General features: G+C 38.8%; 26 protein-coding genes. 8 read left to right on the forward strand and 18 right to left on the reverse strand.

Annotated features, from left to right (window positions below):
• Positions 1-19 precede the first annotated feature (19 nt).
• Positions 20-241, forward strand: coding sequence for a DUF2795 domain-containing protein (locus AC2S94_RS00465; RefSeq protein ID WP_008272287.1), 222 nt, complete (start codon positions 20-22; stop codon positions 239-241).
• An 89-nt stretch (positions 242-330) separates the two neighbouring features.
• Positions 331-3690, forward strand: a complete 3360-nt coding sequence (gene secA / locus AC2S94_RS00470) for a preprotein translocase subunit SecA (protein ID WP_484629556.1) — start codon at positions 331-333, stop codon at positions 3688-3690.
• Positions 3691-3828: 138 nt separating this feature from the next.
• Here secA and AC2S94_RS00475 read toward each other — a convergent pair whose 3' ends face one another.
• On the reverse strand, positions 3829-4215 hold the full coding sequence (locus tag AC2S94_RS00475) for a hypothetical protein (RefSeq protein WP_484629557.1): 387 nt from the start codon (positions 4213-4215) through the stop codon (positions 3829-3831).
• On the reverse strand, positions 4199-4786 hold the full coding sequence (locus AC2S94_RS00480) for an RNA polymerase sigma factor (RefSeq protein WP_484629558.1): 588 nt from the start codon (positions 4784-4786) through the stop codon (positions 4199-4201). The genes AC2S94_RS00475 and AC2S94_RS00480 overlap by 17 nt, the downstream gene beginning before the upstream one ends.
• 138 nt (positions 4787-4924) lie before the next feature.
• Here AC2S94_RS00480 and AC2S94_RS00485 point away from each other — a divergent pair, with 138 nt between their 5' ends.
• Together AC2S94_RS00485 and AC2S94_RS00490 are read left to right on the forward strand one after the other, a co-directional pair.
• The gene (locus tag AC2S94_RS00485; RefSeq protein ID WP_484629559.1) at positions 4925-5275 is read left to right on the forward strand and encodes a DUF6249 domain-containing protein; all 351 of its coding nucleotides are present in this window, start codon (positions 4925-4927) and stop codon (positions 5273-5275) included.
• Between the two features lie 114 nt (positions 5276-5389).
• Positions 5390-5872, forward strand: coding sequence for a DUF4199 domain-containing protein (locus AC2S94_RS00490; RefSeq protein WP_484629560.1), 483 nt, complete (start codon positions 5390-5392; stop codon positions 5870-5872).
• On the opposite strand, the gene AC2S94_RS00495 is transcribed toward AC2S94_RS00490, so the two are convergent.
• The 4 genes from AC2S94_RS00495 to AC2S94_RS00510 are packed head-to-tail and all read right to left on the reverse strand — an operon-like array spanning position 5869 to position 9107.
• Positions 5869-6546, reverse strand: coding sequence for a peptidoglycan DD-metalloendopeptidase family protein (locus AC2S94_RS00495; protein ID WP_484629561.1), 678 nt, complete (start codon positions 6544-6546; stop codon positions 5869-5871). The two genes, AC2S94_RS00490 and AC2S94_RS00495, sit on opposite strands and share 4 nt — an antisense overlap.
• A gap of 39 nt (positions 6547-6585) precedes the next feature.
• Positions 6586-7989 carry a hypothetical protein gene (locus tag AC2S94_RS00500; RefSeq protein WP_484629562.1) on the reverse strand — a complete coding sequence of 468 codons (1404 nt, stop codon included), beginning with the start codon at positions 7987-7989 and terminating at the stop codon, positions 6586-6588.
• A complete protein-coding gene (locus tag AC2S94_RS00505) occupies positions 7970-8578 on the reverse strand; it encodes a hypothetical protein (RefSeq protein WP_484629563.1) in 609 nt (202 codons plus the stop codon). The genes AC2S94_RS00500 and AC2S94_RS00505 overlap by 20 nt, the downstream gene beginning before the upstream one ends.
• Positions 8562-9107: an RNA polymerase sigma factor gene (locus AC2S94_RS00510; protein WP_484629564.1), complete on the reverse strand. Its 546-nt coding sequence runs from the start codon at positions 9105-9107 to the stop codon at positions 8562-8564. The genes AC2S94_RS00505 and AC2S94_RS00510 overlap by 17 nt, the downstream gene beginning before the upstream one ends.
• Positions 9108-9283: 176 nt before the next feature.
• Between AC2S94_RS00510 and AC2S94_RS00515 the strand changes: the two genes are divergently transcribed.
• Positions 9284-9877, forward strand: coding sequence for a DUF2911 domain-containing protein (locus AC2S94_RS00515; RefSeq protein WP_484629565.1), 594 nt, complete (start codon positions 9284-9286; stop codon positions 9875-9877).
• Between the two features lie 5 nt (positions 9878-9882).
• Here AC2S94_RS00515 and AC2S94_RS00520 read toward each other — a convergent pair whose 3' ends face one another.
• Positions 9883-10308: an organic hydroperoxide resistance protein gene (locus AC2S94_RS00520; RefSeq protein ID WP_484629566.1), complete on the reverse strand. Its 426-nt coding sequence runs from the start codon at positions 10306-10308 to the stop codon at positions 9883-9885.
• 104 nt (positions 10309-10412) lie between these two features.
• Between AC2S94_RS00520 and meaB the strand changes: the two genes are divergently transcribed.
• On the forward strand, positions 10413-11489 hold the full coding sequence (gene meaB, locus AC2S94_RS00525) for a methylmalonyl Co-A mutase-associated GTPase MeaB (protein WP_484629567.1): 1077 nt from the start codon (positions 10413-10415) through the stop codon (positions 11487-11489).
• On the opposite strand, the gene AC2S94_RS00530 is transcribed toward meaB, so the two are convergent.
• From AC2S94_RS00530 to AC2S94_RS00550, 5 genes are all read right to left on the reverse strand, one after another.
• Positions 11475-12056: a phosphatase PAP2 family protein gene (locus AC2S94_RS00530; protein ID WP_484629568.1), complete on the reverse strand. Its 582-nt coding sequence runs from the start codon at positions 12054-12056 to the stop codon at positions 11475-11477. The two genes, meaB and AC2S94_RS00530, sit on opposite strands and share 15 nt — an antisense overlap.
• Positions 12057-12287, reverse strand: a complete 231-nt coding sequence (locus AC2S94_RS00535) for a hypothetical protein (protein WP_484629569.1) — start codon at positions 12285-12287, stop codon at positions 12057-12059.
• 10 nt (positions 12288-12297) lie between these two features.
• A complete protein-coding gene (locus tag AC2S94_RS00540; protein WP_484629570.1) occupies positions 12298-13659 on the reverse strand; it encodes an MATE family efflux transporter in 1362 nt (453 codons plus the stop codon).
• Positions 13660-13744: 85 nt separating this feature from the next.
• Positions 13745-15166, reverse strand: coding sequence for a M20/M25/M40 family metallo-hydrolase (locus AC2S94_RS00545; protein ID WP_484629571.1), 1422 nt, complete (start codon positions 15164-15166; stop codon positions 13745-13747).
• A 52-nt stretch (positions 15167-15218) separates the two neighbouring features.
• Positions 15219-16106, reverse strand: a complete 888-nt coding sequence (locus AC2S94_RS00550) for a PPK2 family polyphosphate kinase (protein WP_484629572.1) — start codon at positions 16104-16106, stop codon at positions 15219-15221.
• A gap of 81 nt (positions 16107-16187) precedes the next feature.
• Between AC2S94_RS00550 and AC2S94_RS00555 the strand changes: the two genes are divergently transcribed.
• Positions 16188-16793 carry a hypothetical protein gene (locus AC2S94_RS00555; protein WP_484629573.1) on the forward strand — a complete coding sequence of 202 codons (606 nt, stop codon included), beginning with the start codon at positions 16188-16190 and terminating at the stop codon, positions 16791-16793.
• Here the strand turns inward: AC2S94_RS00555 and AC2S94_RS00560 are convergent.
• From AC2S94_RS00560 to AC2S94_RS00585, 6 genes are all read right to left on the reverse strand, one after another.
• Positions 16790-17956, reverse strand: a complete 1167-nt coding sequence (locus tag AC2S94_RS00560) for a sigma-54-dependent transcriptional regulator (protein ID WP_484629574.1) — start codon at positions 17954-17956, stop codon at positions 16790-16792. The genes AC2S94_RS00555 and AC2S94_RS00560 overlap by 4 nt on opposite strands.
• 100 nt (positions 17957-18056) lie before the next feature.
• Positions 18057-18989, reverse strand: coding sequence for a mechanosensitive ion channel family protein (locus tag AC2S94_RS00565; protein ID WP_484629575.1), 933 nt, complete (start codon positions 18987-18989; stop codon positions 18057-18059).
• A gap of 2 nt (positions 18990-18991) precedes the next feature.
• Positions 18992-20290, reverse strand: coding sequence for an ABC transporter permease (locus tag AC2S94_RS00570; protein WP_484629576.1), 1299 nt, complete (start codon positions 20288-20290; stop codon positions 18992-18994).
• Positions 20283-21212: an ABC transporter ATP-binding protein gene (locus AC2S94_RS00575; protein WP_484629577.1), complete on the reverse strand. Its 930-nt coding sequence runs from the start codon at positions 21210-21212 to the stop codon at positions 20283-20285. The genes AC2S94_RS00570 and AC2S94_RS00575 overlap by 8 nt, the downstream gene beginning before the upstream one ends.
• A 210-nt stretch (positions 21213-21422) precedes the next feature.
• Positions 21423-22538: a molecular chaperone DnaJ gene (gene dnaJ / locus AC2S94_RS00580; protein WP_484629578.1), complete on the reverse strand. Its 1116-nt coding sequence runs from the start codon at positions 22536-22538 to the stop codon at positions 21423-21425.
• 33 nt (positions 22539-22571) lie between these two features.
• Positions 22572-23165: a nucleotide exchange factor GrpE gene (locus AC2S94_RS00585; RefSeq protein WP_484629579.1), complete on the reverse strand. Its 594-nt coding sequence runs from the start codon at positions 23163-23165 to the stop codon at positions 22572-22574.
• 154 nt (positions 23166-23319) lie between these two features.
• Between AC2S94_RS00585 and AC2S94_RS00590 the strand changes: the two genes are divergently transcribed.
• Complete coding sequence (locus AC2S94_RS00590) at positions 23320-23988, forward strand: YceI family protein (RefSeq protein WP_484629580.1); 669 nt, start codon at positions 23320-23322, stop codon at positions 23986-23988.
• Positions 23989-24026: the final 38 nt, after the last annotated feature.

Here is a 24026-nt window from a genome sequence, read left to right on the forward strand (position 1 = left end):
TTTAAAACCCGATTAATCAATGTATTGGACTTTAGAATTAGCATCCTATTTAAGCGATGCCCCTTGGCCGGCAACAAAAGATGAGTTAATTGACTACGCAATTAGAACCGGAGCTCCGTTAGAGGTAGTTGAAAATTTGCAGGCTATAGAGGATGAGGGCGACTCTTATGATTCTATTGAGGAGATCTGGCCGGATTATCCAACCGATGAAGATTACCTCTGGAATGAGGATGAATATTAAATTGACAACACGCAAAAAATAGGGAAAAGTCTCATTCATGAGGCTTTTTTTTTGCTTAAATTTGAACCCGTTTAAATAAAAAAACCACCATGAGTTTTTTAAATTCTGTATTGAAAGCATTTGTAGGCGATAAGTCGAAAAAAGATGTAAAAGAAATACAACCCATAGTAGATAAAATAAAGGCTCTTGAGTCTGAATTTGAGGCCCTCAGCCTTGATGAACTAAGAGCCAAAACTTCTGAATTCAAAGCGAAGATCGCTGAAGCAACCAAAGAAGTAAAAGATAAAATTGAAGCGCTAAATAAAGAAGCAGACGAAACTGATGATATCACCCGTAAGGAGGACATCTATGCTGAAGTTGATGCTCTAAAAGACAAATCTTACGAGATTTCAGAAGGCGTTTTAAATGACATTCTTCCTGAAGCTTTTGCTACCGTAAAAGAAACAGCAAAACGCTTTGTAAATAACCCACAACTTAAGGTAAAAGCAACCTCTTTTGACAGAGAGATCTCTGCAGAAAAAGATTATGTGAATCTTGAAGATGATTATGCCATATGGAACAATTCCTGGGATGCGGCCGGAAAGCCGGTTACCTGGGATATGGTGCATTATGATGTGCAGTTAATTGGTGGTGTTGCCATGCACCAGGGTAAAATTGCTGAAATGCAGACAGGTGAAGGTAAAACCTTAGTGGCTACTCTTCCTATGTATTTGAATGCGCTTACCGGGAATGGTGTTCACCTCGTAACTGTGAACGACTACCTTGCAAAACGTGATAGTGCATGGATGGCTCCTATTTTCCAGTTCCATGGTCTCAGCGTGGATTGTATAGATTACCACCGTCCAAATTCGGCAGCACGTAGAAAGGCTTATAACGCAGATATCACTTACGGAACGAACAACGAATTCGGATTTGATTACCTGAGAGATAATATGTCTCATGCCCCTGATGATCTGGTGCAAAGACCACATAATTATGCGATCGTGGATGAGGTGGATTCGGTTCTTGTAGATGACGCCCGTACTCCGCTTATAATTTCGGGACCTGTTCCAAAAGGAGACACGCATGAATTTATGGAGCTGAAACCGGCGATTGCCAACATTGTTGAAGTTCAGCGTAAGTATTTAACCAAAGTACTTGCCGAAGCAAAAAGGCTTATCAAGGAAGGAGACACTAAAGAAGGTGGATTCCAGTTATTGAGAGTTTACCGTGGATTGCCTAAAAATAAGGCACTTATTAAATTCCTTAGTGAGGAAGGCGTTAAGCAGCTATTGCAGAAGACCGAGAATCACTACATGCAGGATAACAATCGGGAAATGCCTAAGGTTGATGCCGAATTGTATTTCACTATTGAAGAGAAAAGCAATCAAATTGATCTTACCGATAAGGGTATTGAATACCTTTCAGGTAAAGACGATCCAGATTTCTTCGTGATGCCGGAAATAGGAATGGAGATTGCCAAGATTGAAAAAGAAGATCTTCCTCCTGAAGAAGAAGCTGAAAAGAAAGAAGAGTTATTCAGAGATTATAGCGTTAAGAGTGAACGTATTCATACGCTTCGCCAGTTACTTAAATCCTATACCCTATTCGAAAAGGATACGGAATATGTGGTAATAGACAATAAGGTGAAGATCGTTGATGAGCAAACAGGTCGTATCATGGAAGGTCGTAGATATAGTGATGGTTTACACCAGGCTATTGAAGCGAAAGAAAATGTAAAGATCGAAGATGCAACTCAAACCTTTGCAACAGTAACCCTTCAGAACTACTTTAGAATGTATCGCAAACTATCTGGTATGACGGGTACGGCGGTAACAGAAGCTGGTGAATTCTGGGAGATTTATGAATTGGATGTTGTTGAAATTCCAACCAACAGGCCAATCGCCAGAAATGATAAAGAAGATTTAGTTTATAAAACCAAAAGAGAAAAATATAACGCGGTAATTGATCATGTAACCGATCTTTCAAATGCTGGAAGACCGGTACTTATTGGTACAACTTCGGTAGAGATCTCAGAATTACTGAGTCGTATGCTGAAATTGAGGAATGTACCGCATAACGTGCTGAACGCGAAACTACACAAAAAAGAGGCAGATATTGTAGCGGAAGCCGGTAAATCTGGTATCGTAACTATTGCCACGAACATGGCAGGTCGTGGTACCGATATTAAATTGAGTAAGGAAGTGAAAGAAGCTGGTGGTCTGGCCATTATTGGTACAGAGCGTCACGATTCCCGACGTGTAGACCGTCAGTTAAGAGGTCGTGCGGGTCGTCAGGGAGATCCGGGAAGTTCTCAATTCTACGTTTCTCTGGAAGACAACCTGATGCGTTTGTTCGGTTCTGAAAGGATCGCTAAACTTATGGACCGTATGGGTCTGGAAGAAGGTGAGGTTATCCAGCATTCTATGATTTCCAAATCTATTGAAAGAGCTCAAAAGAAAGTCGAAGAAAACAATTTCGGAGTTCGTAAGAGACTATTGGAATATGATGATGTGATGAACGCGCAACGTGAAGTGATTTATAAGCGTCGTTACCACGCACTTTTTGGAGACAGGTTGCGAGTGGATCTTGCTAATATGATCTTTGATATTTCAGAATCTATTACTGAAACGAACAAAGCTGCGGAAGATTTCAAGAATTTTGAATTTGAACTGATCAGGAATTTCTCAATGAGTTCTCCTGTAACTGAAGAGGAATTCAAAAAGATGAATACGCAAAAGCTTGCCGGTGAAGTTTACAAAGCTGCTTACAAACATTATGACGAAAAAATGGCTCATAATGCAGAAAGAGCATTCCCGGTGATCAAACAGGTTTATGAGGATGAACGTAACAATTTTGAAAAGATCTCAGTTCCGTTTACAGACGGCACAAAAACTCTTCAGGTAGTTACCAATCTTGAAAAAGCATATGAGACGGAAGGTAAACAGCTGATCAAGGATTTCGAGAAGAATATCACGCTTGCAATCATTGATGATGCCTGGAAAACCCATCTTAGAAAAATGGATGAATTAAAGCAAAGTGTTCAGTTAGCCGTACACGAGCAAAAAGATCCGTTGCTTATTTACAAGTTTGAGGCATTCGAATTATTCAAAGTAATGCTGGAAAATGTGAACCGTGATGTTATGTCATTCTTGTTCAAAGGAGAAATTCCTTCGAGCGGAGCGCCAAAAATCCATGAAGCACGTCAAACCAGATCAAAAGAAAAGGTGGAAACCAAGAAGGAAGATATTCCAAACCTTGATGAACGTGCAGCTCAAAGCAGGGCAGCCGGAAATACTCAGCGCCAGCAACCTGAAGTAACTGAAACTATCGTTAGAGATCGTCCTAAAATTGGAAGAAACGATAAGGTGACCGTTAAGAACGTCATGAGCGGTGAGAATAAAACCATGAAATTTAAACAAGCGATACCTCTTCTGGATAAAGGAGATTGGGTGCTTGTTGATGAATAAATTCTAAAATTATATTTTAATAAAAAAACCTGAAGTCTTCACTTCAGGTTTTTTTATTTTATTGATTAATTTTTATTATAACTATTACTTTTATTACTCCACCATTTACAAAAGAAAACCTAAACAGTCCCGGACTAATTAAAATTTATATTCTCTATCGATCAACCTTTTCAAAAAAGGAATTTCCAAAAAGAACAACGCAATAAAGCCAATAGCAATTTGCATGGTTCGGGAAAGATTTATCGAAGGAATTCGAAGAGAATCGAAATAATCAAAACTAACTTTGAAAGTAAATGTCTGGTCTAAATTCAAAATATATAAGCCAAGCATTGCTACAATGAGAATTCCTCCAAGACCGAACCAGGTTGCTTTCGAAATTAGGGGTGTATACGGTGAGATCTCAGTATTCCTTGCTTCGATCTTCATCATGATCCTGCTTTTGAAGTCTGCTGATGGTTTTTCAGTTCCTGCATCATTCAGCAACTTTTTCATCAACTTGTCCTCTCTGTTAAATTGCTTTTCCATTTGTCTTCGATATTTCTGGTGTTATATACCCCTTTAATAATGAAAATAATTTTTTTCTACTGCGATACAACTTAATTTTAATATTGTCTTCCGTAAGCTCTGTAATCACTGCAATTTCTTTAACCGATTGCTCTTCAAAATAAAAAAGACTGATAATCGCCGCATCATCTTCCGGTAACTGCGCAATACATTTTTTAATGATATTAGTTCTTTCTTCACTCAACATAAACTCAAGTCCGTTCTCAATATGGTTCAAACTATCATCGGTTATTTCTTCGATAATCTCATAGGTTCTTTGTCGATTATTCATTTTCAATCTATCCAGGCTTTTGTGATACACAATCCTGTACAACCAGGTAGAAAACTTTGCATCTCCCCTAAAACTTGATAACGAATCATAAGCCTTTATAAAACTATCCTGCGCAACTTCTTCTGCCTCCTCAGTATTTCGCAAGGTCCTCATGGCAATCGTAAGCACAAAATTCTGATATCGCTCTACCAACTCCCCAAAAGCATTGTTATCGCCATCGAGGACCTTATCGATCAAAAACTGGTCAGTGTTAGTGTTCATTATTACTTATGACGACCTGTGGAACAATATGGTTACAGAATTTTTCAGAAATAAATTTACATTTTTTTGTAACCGGGTTAGAGATCGTGGCGTCCTAATAGCAAACGAACATTATTTTCAATTAAAAACTAAAAAATTATGGGATCAGAAGTCATTGTACTACCAGTTATCTTCGGAACGGTATTCGGAATATTTTATCTCTACATTTCCGCTCGAAACCGTGAAAGACTCGCGCTAATAGAAAAAGGAGCTGAGGCCAGCATCTTTTATAGTAGAAAGAAAAGTGTTACTCCAATCTGGAAAGTTATCATCGTTAATCTTGCCTTACTATTGGTTGGTATTGGCGCTGGTATTTTCATAGGAGCCATGATTCATTATAATCTGGGCGTTGATGCTGATATTGCCTATCCGGGAACTATTTTCCTTCTGGCAGGTCTTGGTCTTTTCGCTGGATTTTTTGCTACCAAAAAACTGAATAAAGACGCGTAATCATCAATAAAACATTGTCATCACATCCCGGGTCTAACATCCGGGATTTTTATTTGCAGTCAATACTATCTGAATTTTAGTAATTTTAGCTTCGCTAATCAATCTGAACTATAAATGAAAAAATTCTCAATTGAAATTAAATGGGGAATCATCTTCAGCATCATATCACTTCTTTGGATGTTTCTCGAAAAAGGACTCGGCTGGCATGATGAAAATATCGCTCAGCATGCCATCTACACCAACTTTTTTGCCATAGTAGCCATCGTGATTTACGTGCTGGCCTTATTAGATAAACGAAAGAATTTTTACCAGGGAAATATGACCTGGAGCCAGGGATTTATTTCGGGAATAGTAGTTAGTATCGTAGTGGCCATTCTATCACCGCTGGGGCAATATATCACCCATGAGTTTATAACTCCAGATTATTTTGAGAATGTGATCGCGTATTCGGTTGATAAAGGAGCAATGTCACGGGAAGCTGCTGAAGAATATTTTAACTTGACGTCCTATATTATACAGTCTTTCTTTTTCGCGCTGGTGGTAGGAGTAGTGACCTCAGCAATAGTCGCATACTTTGTTAAGACTAAAAAAGCTTAGATCTTCAATAATAAATTAGGATCTGGGCAGTTTTTTAAATACATGTCCAGATCTTCTTTTCTTACCACACCTGGATAGTCTCCCCTATAACTCTGAAGATCTTCCATCACCTGGAAATGTAAATGCGGGGCATAATCACCATTTTCATCAAAATCTCCCAGCTCAGCGATCTTCTCGCCTGCCTTTACTTCCTTACCCTCAGTAAGACCATCAAGTGATCTACGGGAAAGGTGACCATAGAGGGTATAAAATTTCCTATTATTTTCAGAATGCTCCAAAATAATGGTTGGCCCATAATCTCCAAAATTATCATTATCCCGAAAACTGTGAATTTTACCGTCTAGCGGACTAATAATTTCTGAAAAGGCCGGCACCCAGACATCAAGACCAATATGAATATTCCTATTGGTTTCAGTATTATTAAAGAGCTGACTTCTGTTATACAACGTTCTTAGCTCATTATAACCGCCGTAAGCCGCAGTAGCTTCCCTGTTCCTTAAATATTCTGAAATGAAAATAGAAAATGCTTCCGAAGAAGCAACCTCAAGTCTCAATAGATCACGGTTATTTTCCGAAAGATCTATATAAACATAATCTGTATGATGATATTCACCTCCAATTACCGGAGTAAATCCGGAAGTAAGACCATTTATAAAATCAGAAAAACTTTGCATGTTATTCGGCTTAAGAGTGCCAAATGTAATTGCTAAGTTTTAATTTATCAATACATCGCTAAAATTAGCCTTTATAGTGATATTGGAATTTCCTTCCCTGGATTTATTGTACCCATTTAGAATCTCATTATCATAAGATTTGGTAGATTTCAATTTCAATCCTGAAGGATGTTTGATGGAACTTTGCATCCCGTTAAAAGTGAAATTAAAGGCTGTATCTGGCACATTTAATTCCAGGTCACTATTCTCAAGACTTATATTCAAAGTTTCAAATCCTGAACCTAAATTATTGATATCAAGCTTTCCAAAGGAACCGGTAAGAACACCGGTTTTCTGAAGTTCATTGATCACAACATCGCTGGAATTTGAATTGAGTTTTATACTTACCGCCTTATCAATTTTGCAGTTCTTCACGAATTCAGTTGAAAGCACACCATAATCCCAATACGCTACTTTAACCGGGGTATAAGAAGCTTTTACATTAGTATTCTTGCCGATGATACGGTTAGCTGAAAGCCGACTGTGTGACAGATCGGCCTTCAGGTTTTTTGTAGTGCTGCCAAGTTTGAGCTCGCCGTGACGAACATTAAGATCCAGCTTAGCATCTTTAGGAATTTTTATTTTGATGGTCTTCTTGGATTTCGCTCCGGCTCCATCTTCCATGATGAAAATTTTATTACCGTTCTTCTCCATTTGCGCTTCGAAATTTTTCCCGAATTGTTCTCCCCAGGCTTCCATTTTCTTACCGAACTCTTCGCCCCAGGCTTCCATATCCTTTTCAAAATCCTTGCCCCAGGCTTCCATTTTCACCTCATATTCCTTTTCCCATTTCTCGGAATTCTTTTCCATTTTTTGAGCCCACTTTTCCATCTTGGTCTCATATTCCTTTCCGAATTTCTTCTCAAAGTCGGCTTCCCATTTTTCCAGGTATTTATCGCCGTCCTTCTTATAGGCTTCATAATCGAACTTCATTCCCTGCATATCCTCAGCAAAACCAGCAGGAAGCGGATTTTCTGCAATATTATTCAGAATAGGCCCAACCAGGTTTTCCATTAAAGGCCCCAACATTTCTGGCAATTCTGAAAGTGATCCCTGTAACTGAGCCATTCCGAGGTCAACATTCATATCGTTCATATTCCAGTTCGTATTTCCGCCAGATTTAATTTTTACTTTTCCATTTGAGGAAGAAGTATTCAGCGTCCATGAATCCAGAAGTATTTGGTTCATTTCTTTGTCACCTAAATCTCCTTCAAGATAAGCCTCAATTTGCACCTCGTTCTTGTCCCAGTTTTCAATGATGATATTGGTATGTCTGGAGTCGAGTTCTACATTCACATCTGAAGAAGTCTTATAGTTCTTGCTTAATTTTTTTGTTTGAGCAAAACTTCCAGCTGTGATAAAAAGCAGTGACAGTATCACATATTTAAGCTTGATAGTTCTCATATCTGTTGTCTTTTGATTGTTTAATCTCGTTTAACTTTGTTTTCAACTTTTTAAGGAGATCCAGTCTTAGCTGTAAGTTCGCGATCATCGCTTCAACGGTTTCCTCATTCACACCGGTTTCCTGAATTTCAGCATTAAGCGCTATATACTCTTCGTTCAGGGTTTCCAGTTTCTTCATAAATGCATCTATAAGTTCTTTATTCTCTGGCGTCATATCCAGTTTAGCAAGCTGAATATTAACACTTGCCATGTAGTAATCTTCTATTTTCTTAAATTCAGGAGAAACATCACTTAATCGGTATTCTGTAGTAGGAGTTTCTTCTTTCTGAGTTTCTTCCACAGGCGTTTCAACTATCTGGTTATTTTCCACGACTGTTGATCCTGAATCATTGAACAGAAAGAAAGCTCCAACTCCTATTGCGACCACAAAAATTGCGGCTATATGAAAAAAGCTGGTATAATTTCTCTTCTTTTTCTTCGGAAGCGCCTCTTCCAGCCTGGCTTCAAATCGTTTCTTATGCCCTTCGCTAAGCTTTCTTCTTTCCAAATGTTCCTCACTCCGAAACATTTCTCTAATATCCTGTCCCATTGCTCAATGTTTTAAGTTCGTCCTGTAATTTCTTTTTTCCTCTGTGTACCAATGTCCTCGAAGCTACCTGAGAAATATTCAGTATTTCGCTTATTTCCTCATGATCATAGCCCTCTACCAGATACAGCATTAAAGGATACCTGTATTTTTCCGGAAGATTTTCCATTTTCTTTTTTACTTCCTCTATACTCACGCCATCATCCACCTGCCAGTTCTCTTCATCTTCAACTGTTCCCAGAGTTTGCTCATTAATAGCGACCAGTTCCAGTTTTTTTGCTTTCAGCTTGTCCAAACATTTATTGATGACGATTCGTTTTAACCAGGCCCCGAAGGATACCTCTCCATTAAACTGATGTAATTTGGCAAATGCTTTGATAAAAGCCTCCTGCATAGCGTCTTCAGCTTCCATAGTATCTTTCAAAAATCGCAATGCCACGTAATACATCCCGTCACAATATTTGTTGTACAGCTGCAACTGAGCCCGCCGGCTATTCTGTTTACAAGCTTCTATTAGCTTATGCTGTATCAATTTAATTGGTTTTTGATGGGTTAGTTCACTTTAAAGACGAGACTAAAAGACTCGCGTTGCAAAAATTCTGAAAAAAATTACAATTTTATTTTCTATTTGTATTTTTAATCATAATAATCGCTGAGTTGAAGCGTTGTGGCTAAATTTTTGAAATATTCTCCCTGAATTAAAATGCTATGAAAAGAAGTTTAAAAATAGGTTTGATCATTGGTGGTGCTATTCTACTGATAGGGCTCATTCTTACAATTGTAATGAGATATACCACCAAAGCCCATAGTCCTGAAGAAACTATTTCATATACTGATAACGATCTACAATTGGAAGTTTTTTATAACAGGCCTTATAAAAAAGACCGGGTAATTTTCGGAAATCTGGTGCCATATAATGAAGTTTGGCGCACCGGGGCAAATGAAGCTACTACTTTTGAAACCAATGAAGATATATTGGTGGATGGGAGTTTACTGGAAGCGGGTAAGTATACCCTCTGGACAATCCCCATGGAAAATAGCTGGAAGGTGATCTTCAACTCTAAAATGTATCCCTGGGGAATTAATCTCGACAAGGAGGCTTACAGAGATCCTCAATATGATTCGCTGGTTCTGGAAAGACCGGTAGAAGAGATCAATGATAACCTGGAACAGTTCACAATTTATTTTGAAAAAAGTGGAGACTTTGTGAATATGACGCTGGCCTGGGACGATATTAGCGTGGATGTGCCTATAAAAAAAGAAGAGGCGCCGATGGGCACCTCTTCCTTAAGTAATTTCTGATAAACCTACTCGTCTAGTAATAGATTTAAAGTTACGTCTATATTGTCTCTGGTTGCTCTGGAATAAGGGCAAACTTCATGTGCCTCATTTACTAGTTTTTCACCAGTTTCTACGTCTACACCAGGAATGTAAGCATCTAGAATTGCAGAAAGCTGAAGATTTCCAGAATCGGTTTGTCCTAGCTTCACAGTGGCTGTAACGCTGTAATCACCAAGATCTACTTTGTGTTTTTTTGCCACATGCTCCAGCGCACTACCGTAGCAGGCAGAATAACCTGCAGCGAACAATTGTTCAGGGTTAGAATAATCTCCACCTGGGCCTCCAAGACCTTCAGGGTTTTTAAGTTCCATATCTAGAATACCATCTTCACTGCGCGTGTGCCCATTTCTACCACCTTGCGTAGTTACTTTAGTTTTATACAAGTTTTTCATTGCGTGAAATAATTTAAGTAATTTAGTTTGCTTCAATATACCAAGCATTTGATGATGCCTGAAACGCGAATTCATAAATTTGTCATAAATATTCTACCTTAATTTTGAGTAAACAACAGCAAAAATCAGCCTTGAGCGAGTCTGAAAGCAAACCTGCTTCCGGAAATGTAAGTGCAGAATCTGCCCGGAAAATAAGGAATTTCAGGAAGAACAGATCTTCAGAAAAAGAATTGCTGAAAGGCTTGCTGGAAGGGAACAAAACGGCTTTGGGAAGAGGTATTACACTCATTGAAAGTAACCAGAAGTCACACCAAAAGCAAGCTGAATATCTTATCGAAGGAGCATTACCTCATGCACAAAGATCTATCAGGATTGGGATAACCGGAGTTCCCGGGGTTGGAAAAAGTACATTTATTGAAAGTTTTGGTTCCTATCTCATTGATCAGGGAAAGAAAGTAGCGGTGCTTGCTGTAGATCCCAGCAGTTCTGTTTCTCATGGAAGTATCCTTGGAGATAAAACCCGTATGGAAAAACTGGTTACTCAAAAAGATGCTTTTATCAGGCCTTCTCCAAGTGGCGATTCCCTCGGTGGCGTAGCCCGTAAAACAAGGGAAAGTATTATACTCTGTGAGGCTGCCGGATTTGATGTTATTTTGATAGAAACTGTTGGAGTTGGGCAAAGTGAAACCACTGTGCATAGCATGACAGATTTCTTCCTATTACTGAAACTTGCCGGTGCAGGTGATGAGCTCCAAGGCATTAAGCGAGGGATCGTGGAAATGGCAGATGCTATTGTAATAAATAAAGCCGATGGTGAAAACCAGAAAGCGGCAAGGGATGCCAAATTGGAGTTCAATAGGGCGTTACAACTATATCCGCCGAAAGAAAGCGAATGGAAACCAGAAGTAAAGCTTTGCAGTGCTCTTTATAATGAAGGTGTTTCCGAAATCTGGAAAATGATTTCCAGTTTTAAGGAAAAGGTTGATGAGAATGGTTTTTTTCAACAAAATCGTCTTGAGCAGAATAAATTCTGGATGTACCAAACTATCAACGACTATCTGAAAAGCAGGTTCTATGATGATCCAAAAGTAAAGAAAGCCTTGAAGGAGCAACTGGAACTTATTGAAAATAACAAGACCACAGCTTTTGCTGCTGCTAGGCATTTGCTAAGCCTCGCTTAGATCTCTTTTTAAAATTTTCGATGTAAAAAATTTTCGGAGCAAGTGAAATAAATATCCGAATATAGCACCAATAAATATTCCGGTGATGACATCCCCGGGATAATGTACTCCTAGATAGACCCTGCTATAAGAAACCACAATGGCCCAGATCAATAAAAACACGAATAATTTTGGGTAATGCTTTTTAAAAAGTAGACTAAGAAAAACAGCAACTCCTGTTGAATTGGCCGCATGGGCAGAGAAGTAACCAAACCTTCCGCATCTTTCAGCCACAAAACGAGCGTATTCCATAACGCCTTCCTGTCGGCAAGGTCTTGGTCTTTCAAAACCATGCTTGAAAAGGTTCGCAAGCTGATCTGTTGCGGTGATCAGCAATGCTACCACAACCATTGTAATTAAAGCAGGTTTCCAGCCAAATTTTCTTAATATCAGGTATAAAAGCAATGCGTAAAGCGGTATCGCCATCCATTTGTCACTGATAGCGATCCATAACCAGTCCCATTGCTCTGTCCCCAGATTATTCAGGAATAGAAATAGTTCTCTGTCTAATTCGGCTAATCTTTCCATTTATCCTTCTTCATATCTGTTCACTTCGCGATCGTAGAATTCGTTCGCTTGGGTGATCAGAGATTCTGCTTCACTGGAAAGTTCTTTTTCGTCATCCTTGTCAAAATCTTCCAGCCATTCTACCTCATCATCTTTTAGATCTATGATAAACCTTGGGAACTCAGTATGAATTACAAATATTGAATCTGGCAGATCTGTGTTATCACCTAAAATAAATTTTGGAAGCTCCATATATCGTGTGTTATGCTGTTATAGTTTCTTTTGTTCGAATTAATTTCCGAGTTAAATAATTGAAACGGAAATATAATAATATTGCAGAGGATGTCAATCCTGCTAGTAAGCCTAACCAGATTCCCATACTACCCATGCGCTCCGGTTGTCCAAAGTAATAACTAACCGGAAAACCGATGATCCAGTAAGCTATAAAACAGATAAGGGTAGGAATTTTCACATCCTGAAGACCTCTCAAAGCCCCGAGAATTACTACCTGCATCCCGTCACTTAGCTGAAAAATTGCTGCAATGATCAGTAACTGGGCGGCCAGACTTACAACCTCGTAATTTTCTATGTAAAATGTGGGTAAAATATCTTTCAGTAAAATAAACAGCAAGGCAAATACGGCCATTATAATAAAGACCAGCAGAAAGATCGAAAAACTAATTCTTCTCAATTCTCTATAAGCTTTCAAACCAACCTGATTCCCCACTCTAATAGTTGCCGTAACCCCGAGACCAACTGCGATCATAAAGGTCATGGAAGCAAGGTTTAAGGCAATCTGATTTGCCGCCTGCGGGTTTGTACCAAGATTTCCTGCTAGGAAAACTGTTGCTGTAAAAATAGCTACTTCAAAAAGCATTTGTAATGCCGTAGGAAAGCCTAAAGAAAGTATCCTTTTGAAAATGGACCATTTCAGCATTTCCTTTTTAGACCATTTAAAATACTCTGCAAATTTCGATTTTCGTCGAAGAATTTCCCAAACAAACCAAAGCATGAAAAATCTGGATATCAATGTTCCCCAGGCCGCACCTTCTAATTCCAGCCTCGGGAAAAACCATATTCCGTAGATCAGCAAATAGTTAAAAATAACATTTACCACATTTGCCAGGATCGTAGCATACATGGCATATCTGGTCTGAGAAAGACCATCTGCAAATTGCTTAAAAGCCTGGAAAGCCATTAAGGGAAGCATCGATAGCGCTACAATATTGAGATATGGTATAGCCAGCTCAACAACTTCTGCAGGCTGATCCAGGTAGTATAAAAGTGGCTTAGCGATCAAAAGCAGGATAAATAATAACAAGCCGTTGATCGTACTTAAAATAAGACCGTGATGAAAAAAACTTCTTCCTCCTTCCAGATCATCGGCGCCGTCTGCCTCCGCGATTAATGGAGTAATAGCAAAGGAAAAACCGATCCCCATAGACATCGCAATAAATACCAATGCGTTTCCTAAAGAAACTGCGGCTAATGGTGCAGCCCCTAACCTACCAATCATCAGGTTATCTACCAATCCTACCATCACATGGCCGAGCTGACCCAACATTACGGGATAAGCGATATTCAGATTTTTACCAAATTCTTTTGTGTAGGCCGATAGCTGCAAAACTAAATTTTAGGTCTGCAAAGGTAGATGCTTTATGTTTCTTTTAAAGCGATAATCAGAAAATTATTGGAAAATGAGAAACAGTTTAATCTGCTATCTCCGTAGTATTTTTGCTGATATTATTGAAGCCATATTTATCCACAAGATAAACCAGGGAAGCCATAGTTGCTGCGCCTAATTCCAACTCTCGCTTATTCACATGCTCAAAAGTATCATTAGAAGCGTGATGGTGATCAAAATATCGCTGTGAATCTGGTCTCAATCCGGCCCTAACGATATTTTTGTCTTTCAACGGACCAATATCTGCGCCACTACCACCTTTCTCAAAATAATGTATAAAATAAGGCTTGAATAAATGCTTCCAGGATAAGACCTTTTCAAACTGAGCATCGTTAGACTCAAAACTAAAACCTCTTGGAGTAAATCCGCCGGAATCACTTTCCAGTGCAAATACGTGATTTTCTGATTTATTTCTGGCAACTTCAGCATATTTGTTCCCGCCTCGAAGTCCGTTTTCTTCATTCATAAAAAGAACAACTCTAAGCGTTTTTTTAGGCTTATAACCTGTCTCTTTAAATAACCTCAGCACTTCCATAGATTGCACCACTCCGGCTCCATCATCATGAGAACCATCACCAAGATCCCAGGAATCGAGATGTCCTCCAACTACCATTATTTCATCAGGAAGCTCGCTACCCGTAATTTCACCAATCACGTTATACGATTGTACATCCTCATGAACTTCGCAGCTCATTCTGAAATAAAGTTCAAGGTCATTCTGAATTTTTAAAATACCGCTAAGATATTTCGCATCGTTTGTGGAAATGGCTGCAGCTGGAATTCTTTTATCTTTCGGGGTATCTCCGTAACTCATCGACCCGGTATGTGGCAGATCATCCATTCTTAAATTCATGGAGCGTACAATTACACCAACGGCACCGTATTTCGCAGCCTCTTCAGCCCCAGAATATCTTTGATCCACACATCCGCCGTAGGCTTCAAAAGTCGAAATTAAGTCGGCACGCATTGGCCGGTTATAAAAAACAATCTTTCCCTCTATATTTTCCCTACCATATTCTTTTAATTGCTCCAGACCCTGAACTTCGATCACCTTCGCTTTGGTTCCTCCAACCGGAGTGGCTACAGAACCACCAAGAGCGGTGATATTCACATTGCGCGTAACCCCCGGAGCGGTTTGCACATAAGCGAATTCCCTTTCTCCTCTTGTCCATTTTGGAACCATTACCGGTTGCAACCAGACTTTATCAAGACCCAGTTTTTCTAATTCGGCTTTGGTATATTCTACCGCTCTCTGGGCATTGTAAGAACCCGATAATCTACCACCAATTTCATTAGACAAATGATCTAGCCAGGCGTAACTCTTCCCGTTAAGCAAAGACATATCATACATTTTTCTGATGTTGAGGGAATCTTCGGTACTTTCTGTTTGAGCATATAATGATATTCCTGACAAGACCAGCGCCAGGAAAAAGGAAATTGATTTCATTGCAATAAAATTTTGGCGATAAATAACGGTAATTTTTTAATTAAGTAAAACCTTAAACGTTCTTTTCATGATTAAGTTGTTCCCGATATTCATCAATATTATGCCTGATCTCCGGATCTAACTCCGGCTCCTTCACATCCTCGTATTGAGTTAATTCGGAAAAGAGGATTTTTGCCACCAGGTATCGCGCCGTGTCTTTATCGTCTGCCGGAATAATATACCAAGGAGCATTTTCAGTTGAAGTTCTATTGATGGCATCCTGGTAACAAAACTGGTATTCGTCCCACAATTTTCTTTCCTTCAGATCTCCTGGGGAAAATTTCCAGTTTTTACTTGGTTTATCCAGCCTTCTCAATAAACGTTGTCTCTGCTCCTCTTTTGAAAGATGTAAAAAGAATTTGAAAATAATTGTACCATTTGCGGTGATATGATTTTCAAAATTGCGTATCTGTTCAAATCGTTTGTCCCAGAATTCTTCAGTAATATCATCTGTTCTGTTTATTCCTGGTAAATTTTCGGCGAGGATATACTCAGGATGAACCCTGGTCACCAGTACGTTCTCATAATGCGTACGGTTAAATACGCCAAACTTCCCTCTTTCAGGCAAAGCAATATAATGCCTCCAGAGATAATCATGCTTTAATTCCTTTTCCGAAGGCACCTTAAAACTATGAACCACCACTCCCCGACTATTAAAATCCTTGAAAACCTCTCTGATCAGGCTATCCTTCCCTGCGGTATCCATTCCCTGTAAACAAATGAGTACCGAATATTTTTGATGGGCGTAAAGTATATCCTGCCAGTCGCCAAGATCTTTCCGGAACTCCTTCATTTCATCCTTGATCTTGTCTTCGCCAGCTTCAAGGTCTAATTTGGTACTCACCTTTTTTAAATCGATTTTTTCGGAAACTTTGAATTCTGAATGGTCTATTTTCTTCATAATTTGGAATATATCTTCAACTAAATATACAATCTTTATCAGAGTTAATTTTTTTATCTTCGCAGCAAACAAATTTTCAGCTTGGACAAACTCGAAAGAAAAGATATCATTGATAAGGTTACTACATTATTGAAGGAAATTCCATCTTCTATGGATGTAGTGAAAAAAGGAAATAACAGAGACAGAAGGTTTAGGTACCTAGCTACGCATATGGTAGACAAGGCTATTGAAAAAGATGCGCTGATTGTTTCTGAAAATCGACAGGGTATCGCGATCTTATTCAAAACGAATAAGAAAGATGACAATATCTGGAAGGATCTATGGTCTGAGCTAAAACTTGTAGCAAACGTTACCGGCGTTAAAAACGCATTGAACATCCTGAAAACCCAGAAATATATTAAAAATCAACGTCCACAGGAAGGTGAATATCTTTATTGCTGGTTTTGGGGGATTTTAAAAGAATATCGCGGTGCTGATACGCAGGTTGGAAAAGAAATGAAAGATGTATTTTTCCGTACTGCGCATGATACTGGATTACCCTTATATGCAGAAACCCGCGGAAGAACGAATGCGATCGTTTATCAACGGGTTGGTTTTGAATTATTTCATGAATGGGCCCACCCTAGTGGTGATACCATGTATTTTCTGAAATACGATCCTAAAAATCCTAGAAATAAAAGACCTTAAAATCGACTTCCGAAGAGTTTCACATCTTCATCTGTGATCTCTTTACCGCCGAGAATAATTAATCTTTCTACAACATTCCTTAATTCACGAACATTACCACGCCATTCGCTTTCTTTTAGCACTTTAATGGCCTCATCGGTAAATTCTTTTTTGTTGGTTCCCTGTTCCAATGCGATCTTCTCACTGAAATAATCTACCAATAGCGGAATATCGTCTTTACGATCTTTTAAAGCCGGAACTTCAATAAGAATTACTGCCAGACGGTGATAAAGGTCTTCACGAAAATTATTTTCTTCGATCTCCTTCTTCAAATCTTTATTGGTTGCCGCTACTACGCGAACGTCAACCTTTATATCTTTATCGCTTCCAACTCTGGAAATTCTGTTTTCCTGAAGTGCTCTAAGTACCTTTGCCTGAGCGGAAAGGCTCATATCTCCAATTTCATCCAGAAAAATGGTTCCCTTATTCGCAGCCTCAAATTTACCAGCTCTATCTTTATTTGCGGAAGTAAACGCACCCTTAACGTGTCCGAATAATTCACTTTCGATCAATTCTGAAGGAATCGCAGCACAGTTCACTTCTACCATAGGTCCTTTAGACCTGTCACTTTTCTGGTGCAGCCAGTGAGCTACCAATTCTTTACCTGTACCATTGGGTCCGGTAATTAGCACCCGGGCATCGGTATGAGCAACTTTTTCGATCATATCCTTGATATTATGAATCGCTTCCGACTCTCCTATCATTTCATAATTCTTGCTCACTTTTTTCTTTAACCTGGTATTCTCAACCACAAGTTCTTTCCTGTCCAGGGCATTTCTTACTGTATTCAGTAATCTATTAAGATCTGGCGGCTTAGAAATATAATCGAATGCACCTACTTTCATCGTATTCACGGCAGTATCCAGGTCACCGTGACCGGAAATCATCACGACAGGAATTTCGGGCTTTATTTTTTTCACAGCTTCAAGGACTTCCACACCGTCCATTTTCGGCATTTTGATATCGCAGAGAATAAGGTCGAAATCTTCATTTTTCACCAGTTCCATTCCCCCCAAACCATCTTCAGCTTCAGTAACTTCATAGTCCTTACTTTCTTCCGTAAGTATTTTATTCAGCACTCTTCTAATAGATGCTTCATCCTCTATCAATAAAATCTTTGCCATTGTTTTTCTAATTATAAAATCCCGTTTAAGCGGAAAACTTTAGTCCAATCTATTAAATAGCCTTGAAATCTATTATAAATTGAAGTTAATTAAATTTTGATCACGCGTCTTCTTCAGATTCTTCTGCAGCTGAATTCTGTATAGGTTTTGGATAAAACATATGAACATCTCTCTGCGGGAAAGGAATCGTGATATTATTCAATCTGAATTTGTTATTCACCTTGAACCTCAATTCACTTTTTACCTTAGGATCCACAAAACTGTCTGAAACATAAAAATGCAGGGCAAATAGTAGTGCAGAATCTCCGAAATCTTCAAACAATACGAAGGGTTCAGGCTTTTTCAAGATCCCCTTCTGTTCCCTGGCGCATTCCAGTAGGACTTCTCTAACTTTTTCCACATCACTACCGTATGCCACACCTACTTTTACAGCTTCCCTGGTAGTTTTATGATTCTGGGTATAATTATAAACCGTATCGCTGATGAACTTATGGTTAGGGATGATCATTACTTTATCGTCCCTGGTTAGTGCCCTGGTAGTTCTTAGTTTAATCTCAAAAACCCTGGCAACCCTGCCTTCCATCTCGATAACATCGCCCACAAGAAGTGATTTATCCAGGATGATGAAAATACCTCCAATAACATCCTGAAATAGTTCCTGCAATGCCAGACCAAGTCCAACAAATAGCGCCGCTGAGGCAGTTAAAAGAATAGTAACATCTACCCCGGCAGAACTTAGGGTAATAAGAATTACGGCCAGGTATACGAAATATTTGATGAATTTAAATACACTGATAAACTTCAGTTTATCTTCATCCAGTAATTTTGAAGTTATAAATGATCTGATGATCCGAAGCACAATGCTGGTGAGCAAAAACGCCAGAATTACGAGAACTACCAGACCTACTGTAACCTTCAGGTTTTCTCCACCGATAGTATAACTAAATCCGGCATTCCAGATATCCAGCATGAGACCCCAGATATCCTGTTCAATAACTTCAGTAACTTTTTCTTTGGTAGACTGATCCTGCATACCTAATATTTAAGCCATTTATACAGTTCTTTATAACTCGGTTTCTTTCCATACATAAGTATTCCCACCCGGTAAATCTTTGCAGATAACCATAAAACGCCAAAATTCGTTGCGATCAACACAATAATGGAAATCGTGATCTCATACCATGGCACTCCAAACGGTATTCTCATGAGCATTACGATAGGAGATGTTAGCGGAATTATTGAAAATATAGTGGAAACTGTTCCATGAGGATTTTCCACTACCGAAAAAAATCCTACGTAAATACCGAGAATCAAAGGTAAAATGATAGGAAACATGAATTGTTGCGTATCGGTTTCGCTATCTACTGCTGCCCCAATAGCCGCATAAATAGCGCTATATAAAAAATACCCTCCAATGAAATAGACAACGAAGAAAGCAAGCAAACTTGCATATGGCAGCTTAAGAATATCTATGACCAATTGATTGATCTCCGGTCTGGCAGCATTCTCAATAGCTGCGGAAGCCGGTGACTGTGCGGCCGCTGGATCTATTCCCAGGAAAGAGGAAACACCAAGAAGCAATATTGTCCCAAGGATCACCCAAACAGTGAATTGGGTAATTCCGGCTAATGAAGTTCCTAGAACCTTACCCAAAAGAAGCTGAAATGGTTTTACAGAAGAAACAATGATTTCGATTATCCTGTTCGTTTTTTCTTCAATAACGCTTCGCATTACCATATTCCCATAAATGATAATAAACATCATGAGCAGGTAACCGGCAGCTCCTCCAAAAAACATCTTGATATAATTAGACATTTTTGAACTGCGTTCCCCGGAAAAATTCTGAATTTGAACAATAATATCAGCCCTGGCCTTATCGATCTCTGATACATCGATACCTTTGGCAATCAATTGTTCTCGGGTTAATTTATCTGAAATTGTCTTTTCAATATTTTCTATTGTTCCAAAACCTGGAGTATCCTTACCAAAAAACTCAACTTCCGTAGGTTTTCCAGTAACATCATTAATATCGGCAATATGTATCAAACCAAAATACTCCTTATCCAGCACCTCCTGTCTCGCGGTTTCCAGTGATTTTTGAGAATAATCCAAGTACTGAACCTGTTCCCCGTCTTTGAATTCTGAAGCAAACATGCCACTTTCATCATGAATTCCTATGATCTTTTGTTCTGTACTGTTCAACATGCTCAAATAGGCGATCAACATGATCATTCCCACAAAAATCAGCGGACTCAAAAAAGTCATTACAATGAATGTCTTATTTCTAACCCGTGCCAGATATTCTCTGTTTATTATTAATCTAAGGTTACGCATTTTGAGTCACGGTTTTAATAAAAATATCGTTTACTGAAGGAATTACCTCAACAAAATGGTTGATCCTGGCCCTGGAAAGCAAGAACTGAATAAGGTCGTTTGAAGATTCATCGTCTTTAAGCTTGATGCTTAATTTAAGATCATTCTGAATACTTTTGAATTTTGCCGGTCCTACTTTGAAGCGATCCTCAAGTTCACGTTTCAGGGTTGGTTCATCTACGGCATCCAGACCAACTTCGTAGGTATTGGATTTATAAGCTTTTTTAATATCTGAAACCTTACCATCCAACAATTTATTCGATTTATGAATAAGCGCAATGTAATCGCATAATTCTTCGACGCTTTCCATACGGTGCGTTGAAAAAAGAATGGTTGCTCCCTCCTCTTTCAATTGAAGAATTTCATCTTTAATGAGGTTAGCATTCACAGGATCAAATCCGCTGAATGGTTCATCAAAAATCAGTAATTTCGGCCTGTGTAAAACGGTAATGACAAATTGTACTTTTTGAGCCATACCCTTGGAAAGCTCTTGGATTTTTTTATCCCACCAACCTTCAATTTCAAATCTTTTAAACCAGTATTGTAGGCGTTCTTTCGCTTCAGCCTTAGACAAACCTTTTAACCTGGCCAGGTACAAAGCCTGCTCCCCTACTTTCATAGATTTATATAAACCTCTCTCTTCCGGAAGGTAACCTATATGGGCAATATCATCGGGATGCAAGGGCCTGCCGTCTAAGTAAACTGTGCCTTCATCTGGCATGGTGATCTGATTGATAATACGCAAAAGGGTAGTTTTTCCAGCGCCGTTGGGACCTAAAAGACCAAAAATACTTTCTTTGGGTATATTGATTGAAACGTTGTTGAGTGCAGTGAAATTTCCGAAGCGTTTATAGATATTTTCCGCAACCAAAAGATTTTCCATATAGTCAATTGTAGAAATGTTAAAGATATAGAAATAGAAAGAGAGTTGGAGGCTATTAAGAGGATTTTATAATTTCAAAAACAGCCCCAAAAAACAAAACCCACCCTTAATAAATTAAGGATGGGAAAAAAATTGCTATGAAAAAGAAAAATTATCACTAAAAGACTTAGTGATTCTCAAATATATAAATTTTTTCTTAAAATTGGGTTTTTAAGAAAACATATCTTTAACTTTTTCAAAGAAGGATTTATCGCTCTTTTCCGGATTTGGCTGGAAGTTCTCGTCATCAGCCATTCTTTCAAAAAACTCCTTTTGTTCTCTGGATAGGTTTTTTGGAGTCCATACATTTACATGAACCAGTAAATCACCTTTTCCGTATCCATTTATACTACTTATACCTTTGCCTCTAAGTCTCAATATTTTACCAGACTGCACTCCTTCTTCAATCTTGATACGCACTTTTCCAGTGACTGTATCGATTTCCTTAGAAGTACCAAGCGCTGCTTCAGAATAACTTATATAAAGGTCGTAGTGTAAATTATCACCTTCCCTTTGCAAGGTTGCATGCTCCTTTTCTTCAATAGCCACTAAAAGATCTCCGGCAATTCCATTCCCTGGAGCATCGTTACCTTTCCCGGAAACTTTCAATTGCATTCCATCTTCCACACCAGCAGGAATTTTAATGGAAACTGTTTCTTCCTGCATTACAAGTCCCTGAGCATCGGCACCCTCCGGCTTTTTATCGATCATTTGACCACTACCACCACAAGTTGTACACGGAGAAGCTGTTTGCATTCTACCTAAAATGGTATTGGTTACTCGTGTCACCTGCCCTGTTCCATTACAGGTGCTACAGGTTTTATAAGTTGTACCGGCAGCCTGAACTTTACGCTTCACCTTGATCTTTTTCTCGCAACCATTTGCGATTTCTTCAAGATTGAGACTTACACGTATTCTAAGATTACTTCCTTTCGCACGACGCTGGCCTCCGCCGAATCCTCCAAAACCAGAGAATCCACCACCGAAACCGCCGCCAAAAATATCGCCGAACTGGCTAAATATGTCATCCATATTCATACCGCCTCCGCCGCCGAAGCCACCGCCTTCAAATGCCTGGTGACCAAAACGATCGTATTTAGCTCGTTTTTCCTGATTTCCTAAAACTTCATATGCTTCAGCAGATTTCTTAAACATTTCTTCAGCTTCCGTATCTCCCGGATTCTTATCTGGGTGATACTTCAAAGCTTTCTTCCGATATGCCTTTTTGATTTCAGCCGCCGAAGCGTCCTTACTCAAGCCTAATATTTCGTAATAATCTTGTTTCATGTTGGGTTTTTACAAATTTTGTAAAAGCGGTTCTTATTTTCCGGTTACTACCTTAGGATACCTAATGATTCTTTCGCCTAGCTTGTAACCTGGTTCTACAACATCAACAATCTTGCCTTTAAGCTCATCTGACGGTGCAGGGATCTGGGTTATAGCTTCATGAATTTCTGAATCGAAGTCTGATCCATGCTCCACATCCATACGTTCAAGACCTTTGGCCTTAAGCGTTTCTTTCAATTTATTATGGATAAGTTCGATCCCTTTCAAAAGGTTTTCGTCTCCAGATTTTTTCAATTCGTTTAAAGCCCTGTCAAAATCGTCCATTACTGGCAGCATAGCTGTCATTACTTCCTGATTGGCAGTTTTGAATAGCTCTAACCGTTCTTTTGAAGTTCTTCTTTTATAATTTTCAAATTCAGCGAATAACCTGAGGAATTTATCTTTTTCCTTCTGAACATCCTCTTTGAGTCTTTCTTCTTCAGATAATTCACCATCATTTAATTCAGGCTGCTCTTCTGAATTTTCATCATTTGCCTCCACTTCACTAATGGCGTCATCAATCGCTTCTTCCACCTGGTCTTTCACCTCTTTATTCTCGTCTTTGATTTTATCTTCTTTTCGGCTCATTATATTAAATTTTCTTTCACGCACTTCAGGTCAAATTCATTGCCAATTCAGGAAAAATGTCAAAATGTCACAAGATTATTTTAATAAAATTTTATGAATCACGGTATTCAATTCCTTTTACATTTGCGCCGAACTTTTAAAATCATTGAACCAAATGAAAAGATTATTTTTAAATGCATTTGTAATCGCAGGTCTTGGACTAGCTGTTACCGGATGTAAAGACAACAATAAAGAGGCTGATGTAGCTGAAGCAAAAGAAGCTGCTACTGCTGAAGCTGAATCAATGGAATTTACTGTAGATACAGCATCTTCTGTTATCGAATGGAAAGGTGAAAAACCAACTGGAACTCACACCGGTACTATTAAGGTAGCCAATGGTACTTTTATGGCTAATGACAGTGTAGTTGAAAGCGGAACTTTTGTAATAGACATGAAGTCTATTGAAGTTACAGATCTTGAAGGAGATCAAAAATCTAACCTTGAAGCTCACCTAATGGGTACAGTAGAAGGTAAAGAAGGTGATTTCTTCAACGTAAATGAATACCCTGAAGCTACTTTTGAAGTAACAGGAATTACTGAGGAAGAAGGACAGGCTATGTTACAAGGAAACCTTACTATTAAGGAAGAAACTAAAAACATCGCATTCCCGGTAAAAATTTCTAATGACGGAGAAATGATTGAAATCACTAGTGAAGAATTCACCATAGACCGTACTAAATGGAACGTGAACTATGGTTCTAAATCTGTTTTTGACGGACTTGGAGATAAATTCATCAATGATGATGTAGCTCTTAAGATAAACCTGAAAGCTAAAAAAGCTTAGTTTATAATTTGAATCAAGAAAAAGGCTGCCAGTTGGCA

This window comes from Christiangramia pacifica (assembly GCF_057221535.1).

Bases quoted from the DNA above. Each gene is read 5' to 3' on its own strand.
- AC2S94_RS00535 (WP_484629569.1), bottom strand. From the start codon at position 12,287: ATGGAGCTTCCAAAATTTATTTTAGGTGATAACACAGATCTGCCAGAT.
- dnaJ (WP_484629578.1), bottom strand. From the start codon at position 22,538: ATGAAACAAGATTATTACGAAATATTAGGCTTGAGTAAGGACGCTTCG.
- AC2S94_RS00545 (WP_484629571.1), bottom strand. From the start codon at position 15,166: ATGAAATCAATTTCCTTTTTCCTGGCGCTGGTCTTGTCAGGAATATCA.
- AC2S94_RS00585 (WP_484629579.1), bottom strand. From the start codon at position 23,165: ATGAGCCGAAAAGAAGATAAAATCAAAGACGAGAATAAAGAGGTGAAA.
- AC2S94_RS00500 (WP_484629562.1), bottom strand. From the start codon at position 7,989: ATGAGAACTATCAAGCTTAAATATGTGATACTGTCACTGCTTTTTATC.
- AC2S94_RS00480 (WP_484629558.1), bottom strand. From the start codon at position 4,786: ATGAACACTAACACTGACCAGTTTTTGATCGATAAGGTCCTCGATGGC.
- AC2S94_RS00590 (WP_484629580.1), top strand. From the start codon at position 23,320: ATGAAAAGATTATTTTTAAATGCATTTGTAATCGCAGGTCTTGGACTA.
- AC2S94_RS00530 (WP_484629568.1), bottom strand. From the start codon at position 12,056: ATGGAAAGATTAGCCGAATTAGACAGAGAACTATTTCTATTCCTGAAT.
- AC2S94_RS00495 (WP_484629561.1), bottom strand. From the start codon at position 6,546: ATGCAAAGTTTTTCTGATTTTATAAATGGTCTTACTTCCGGATTTACT.
- AC2S94_RS00520 (WP_484629566.1), bottom strand. From the start codon at position 10,308: ATGAAAAACTTGTATAAAACTAAAGTAACTACGCAAGGTGGTAGAAAT.
- AC2S94_RS00550 (WP_484629572.1), bottom strand. From the start codon at position 16,106: ATGAAGAAAATAGACCATTCAGAATTCAAAGTTTCCGAAAAAATCGAT.
- AC2S94_RS00485 (WP_484629559.1), top strand. From the start codon at position 4,925: ATGGGATCAGAAGTCATTGTACTACCAGTTATCTTCGGAACGGTATTC.
- AC2S94_RS00570 (WP_484629576.1), bottom strand. From the start codon at position 20,290: ATGCGTAACCTTAGATTAATAATAAACAGAGAATATCTGGCACGGGTT.
- AC2S94_RS00465 (WP_008272287.1), top strand. From the start codon at position 20: ATGTATTGGACTTTAGAATTAGCATCCTATTTAAGCGATGCCCCTTGG.
- secA (WP_484629556.1), top strand. From the start codon at position 331: ATGAGTTTTTTAAATTCTGTATTGAAAGCATTTGTAGGCGATAAGTCG.
- AC2S94_RS00560 (WP_484629574.1), bottom strand. From the start codon at position 17,956: ATGGCAAAGATTTTATTGATAGAGGATGAAGCATCTATTAGAAGAGTG.
- AC2S94_RS00565 (WP_484629575.1), bottom strand. From the start codon at position 18,989: ATGCAGGATCAGTCTACCAAAGAAAAAGTTACTGAAGTTATTGAACAG.
- AC2S94_RS00505 (WP_484629563.1), bottom strand. From the start codon at position 8,578: ATGGGACAGGATATTAGAGAAATGTTTCGGAGTGAGGAACATTTGGAA.
- AC2S94_RS00475 (WP_484629557.1), bottom strand. From the start codon at position 4,215: ATGGAAAAGCAATTTAACAGAGAGGACAAGTTGATGAAAAAGTTGCTG.
- AC2S94_RS00490 (WP_484629560.1), top strand. From the start codon at position 5,390: ATGAAAAAATTCTCAATTGAAATTAAATGGGGAATCATCTTCAGCATC.
- AC2S94_RS00515 (WP_484629565.1), top strand. From the start codon at position 9,284: ATGAAAAGAAGTTTAAAAATAGGTTTGATCATTGGTGGTGCTATTCTA.
- AC2S94_RS00575 (WP_484629577.1), bottom strand. From the start codon at position 21,212: ATGGAAAATCTTTTGGTTGCGGAAAATATCTATAAACGCTTCGGAAAT.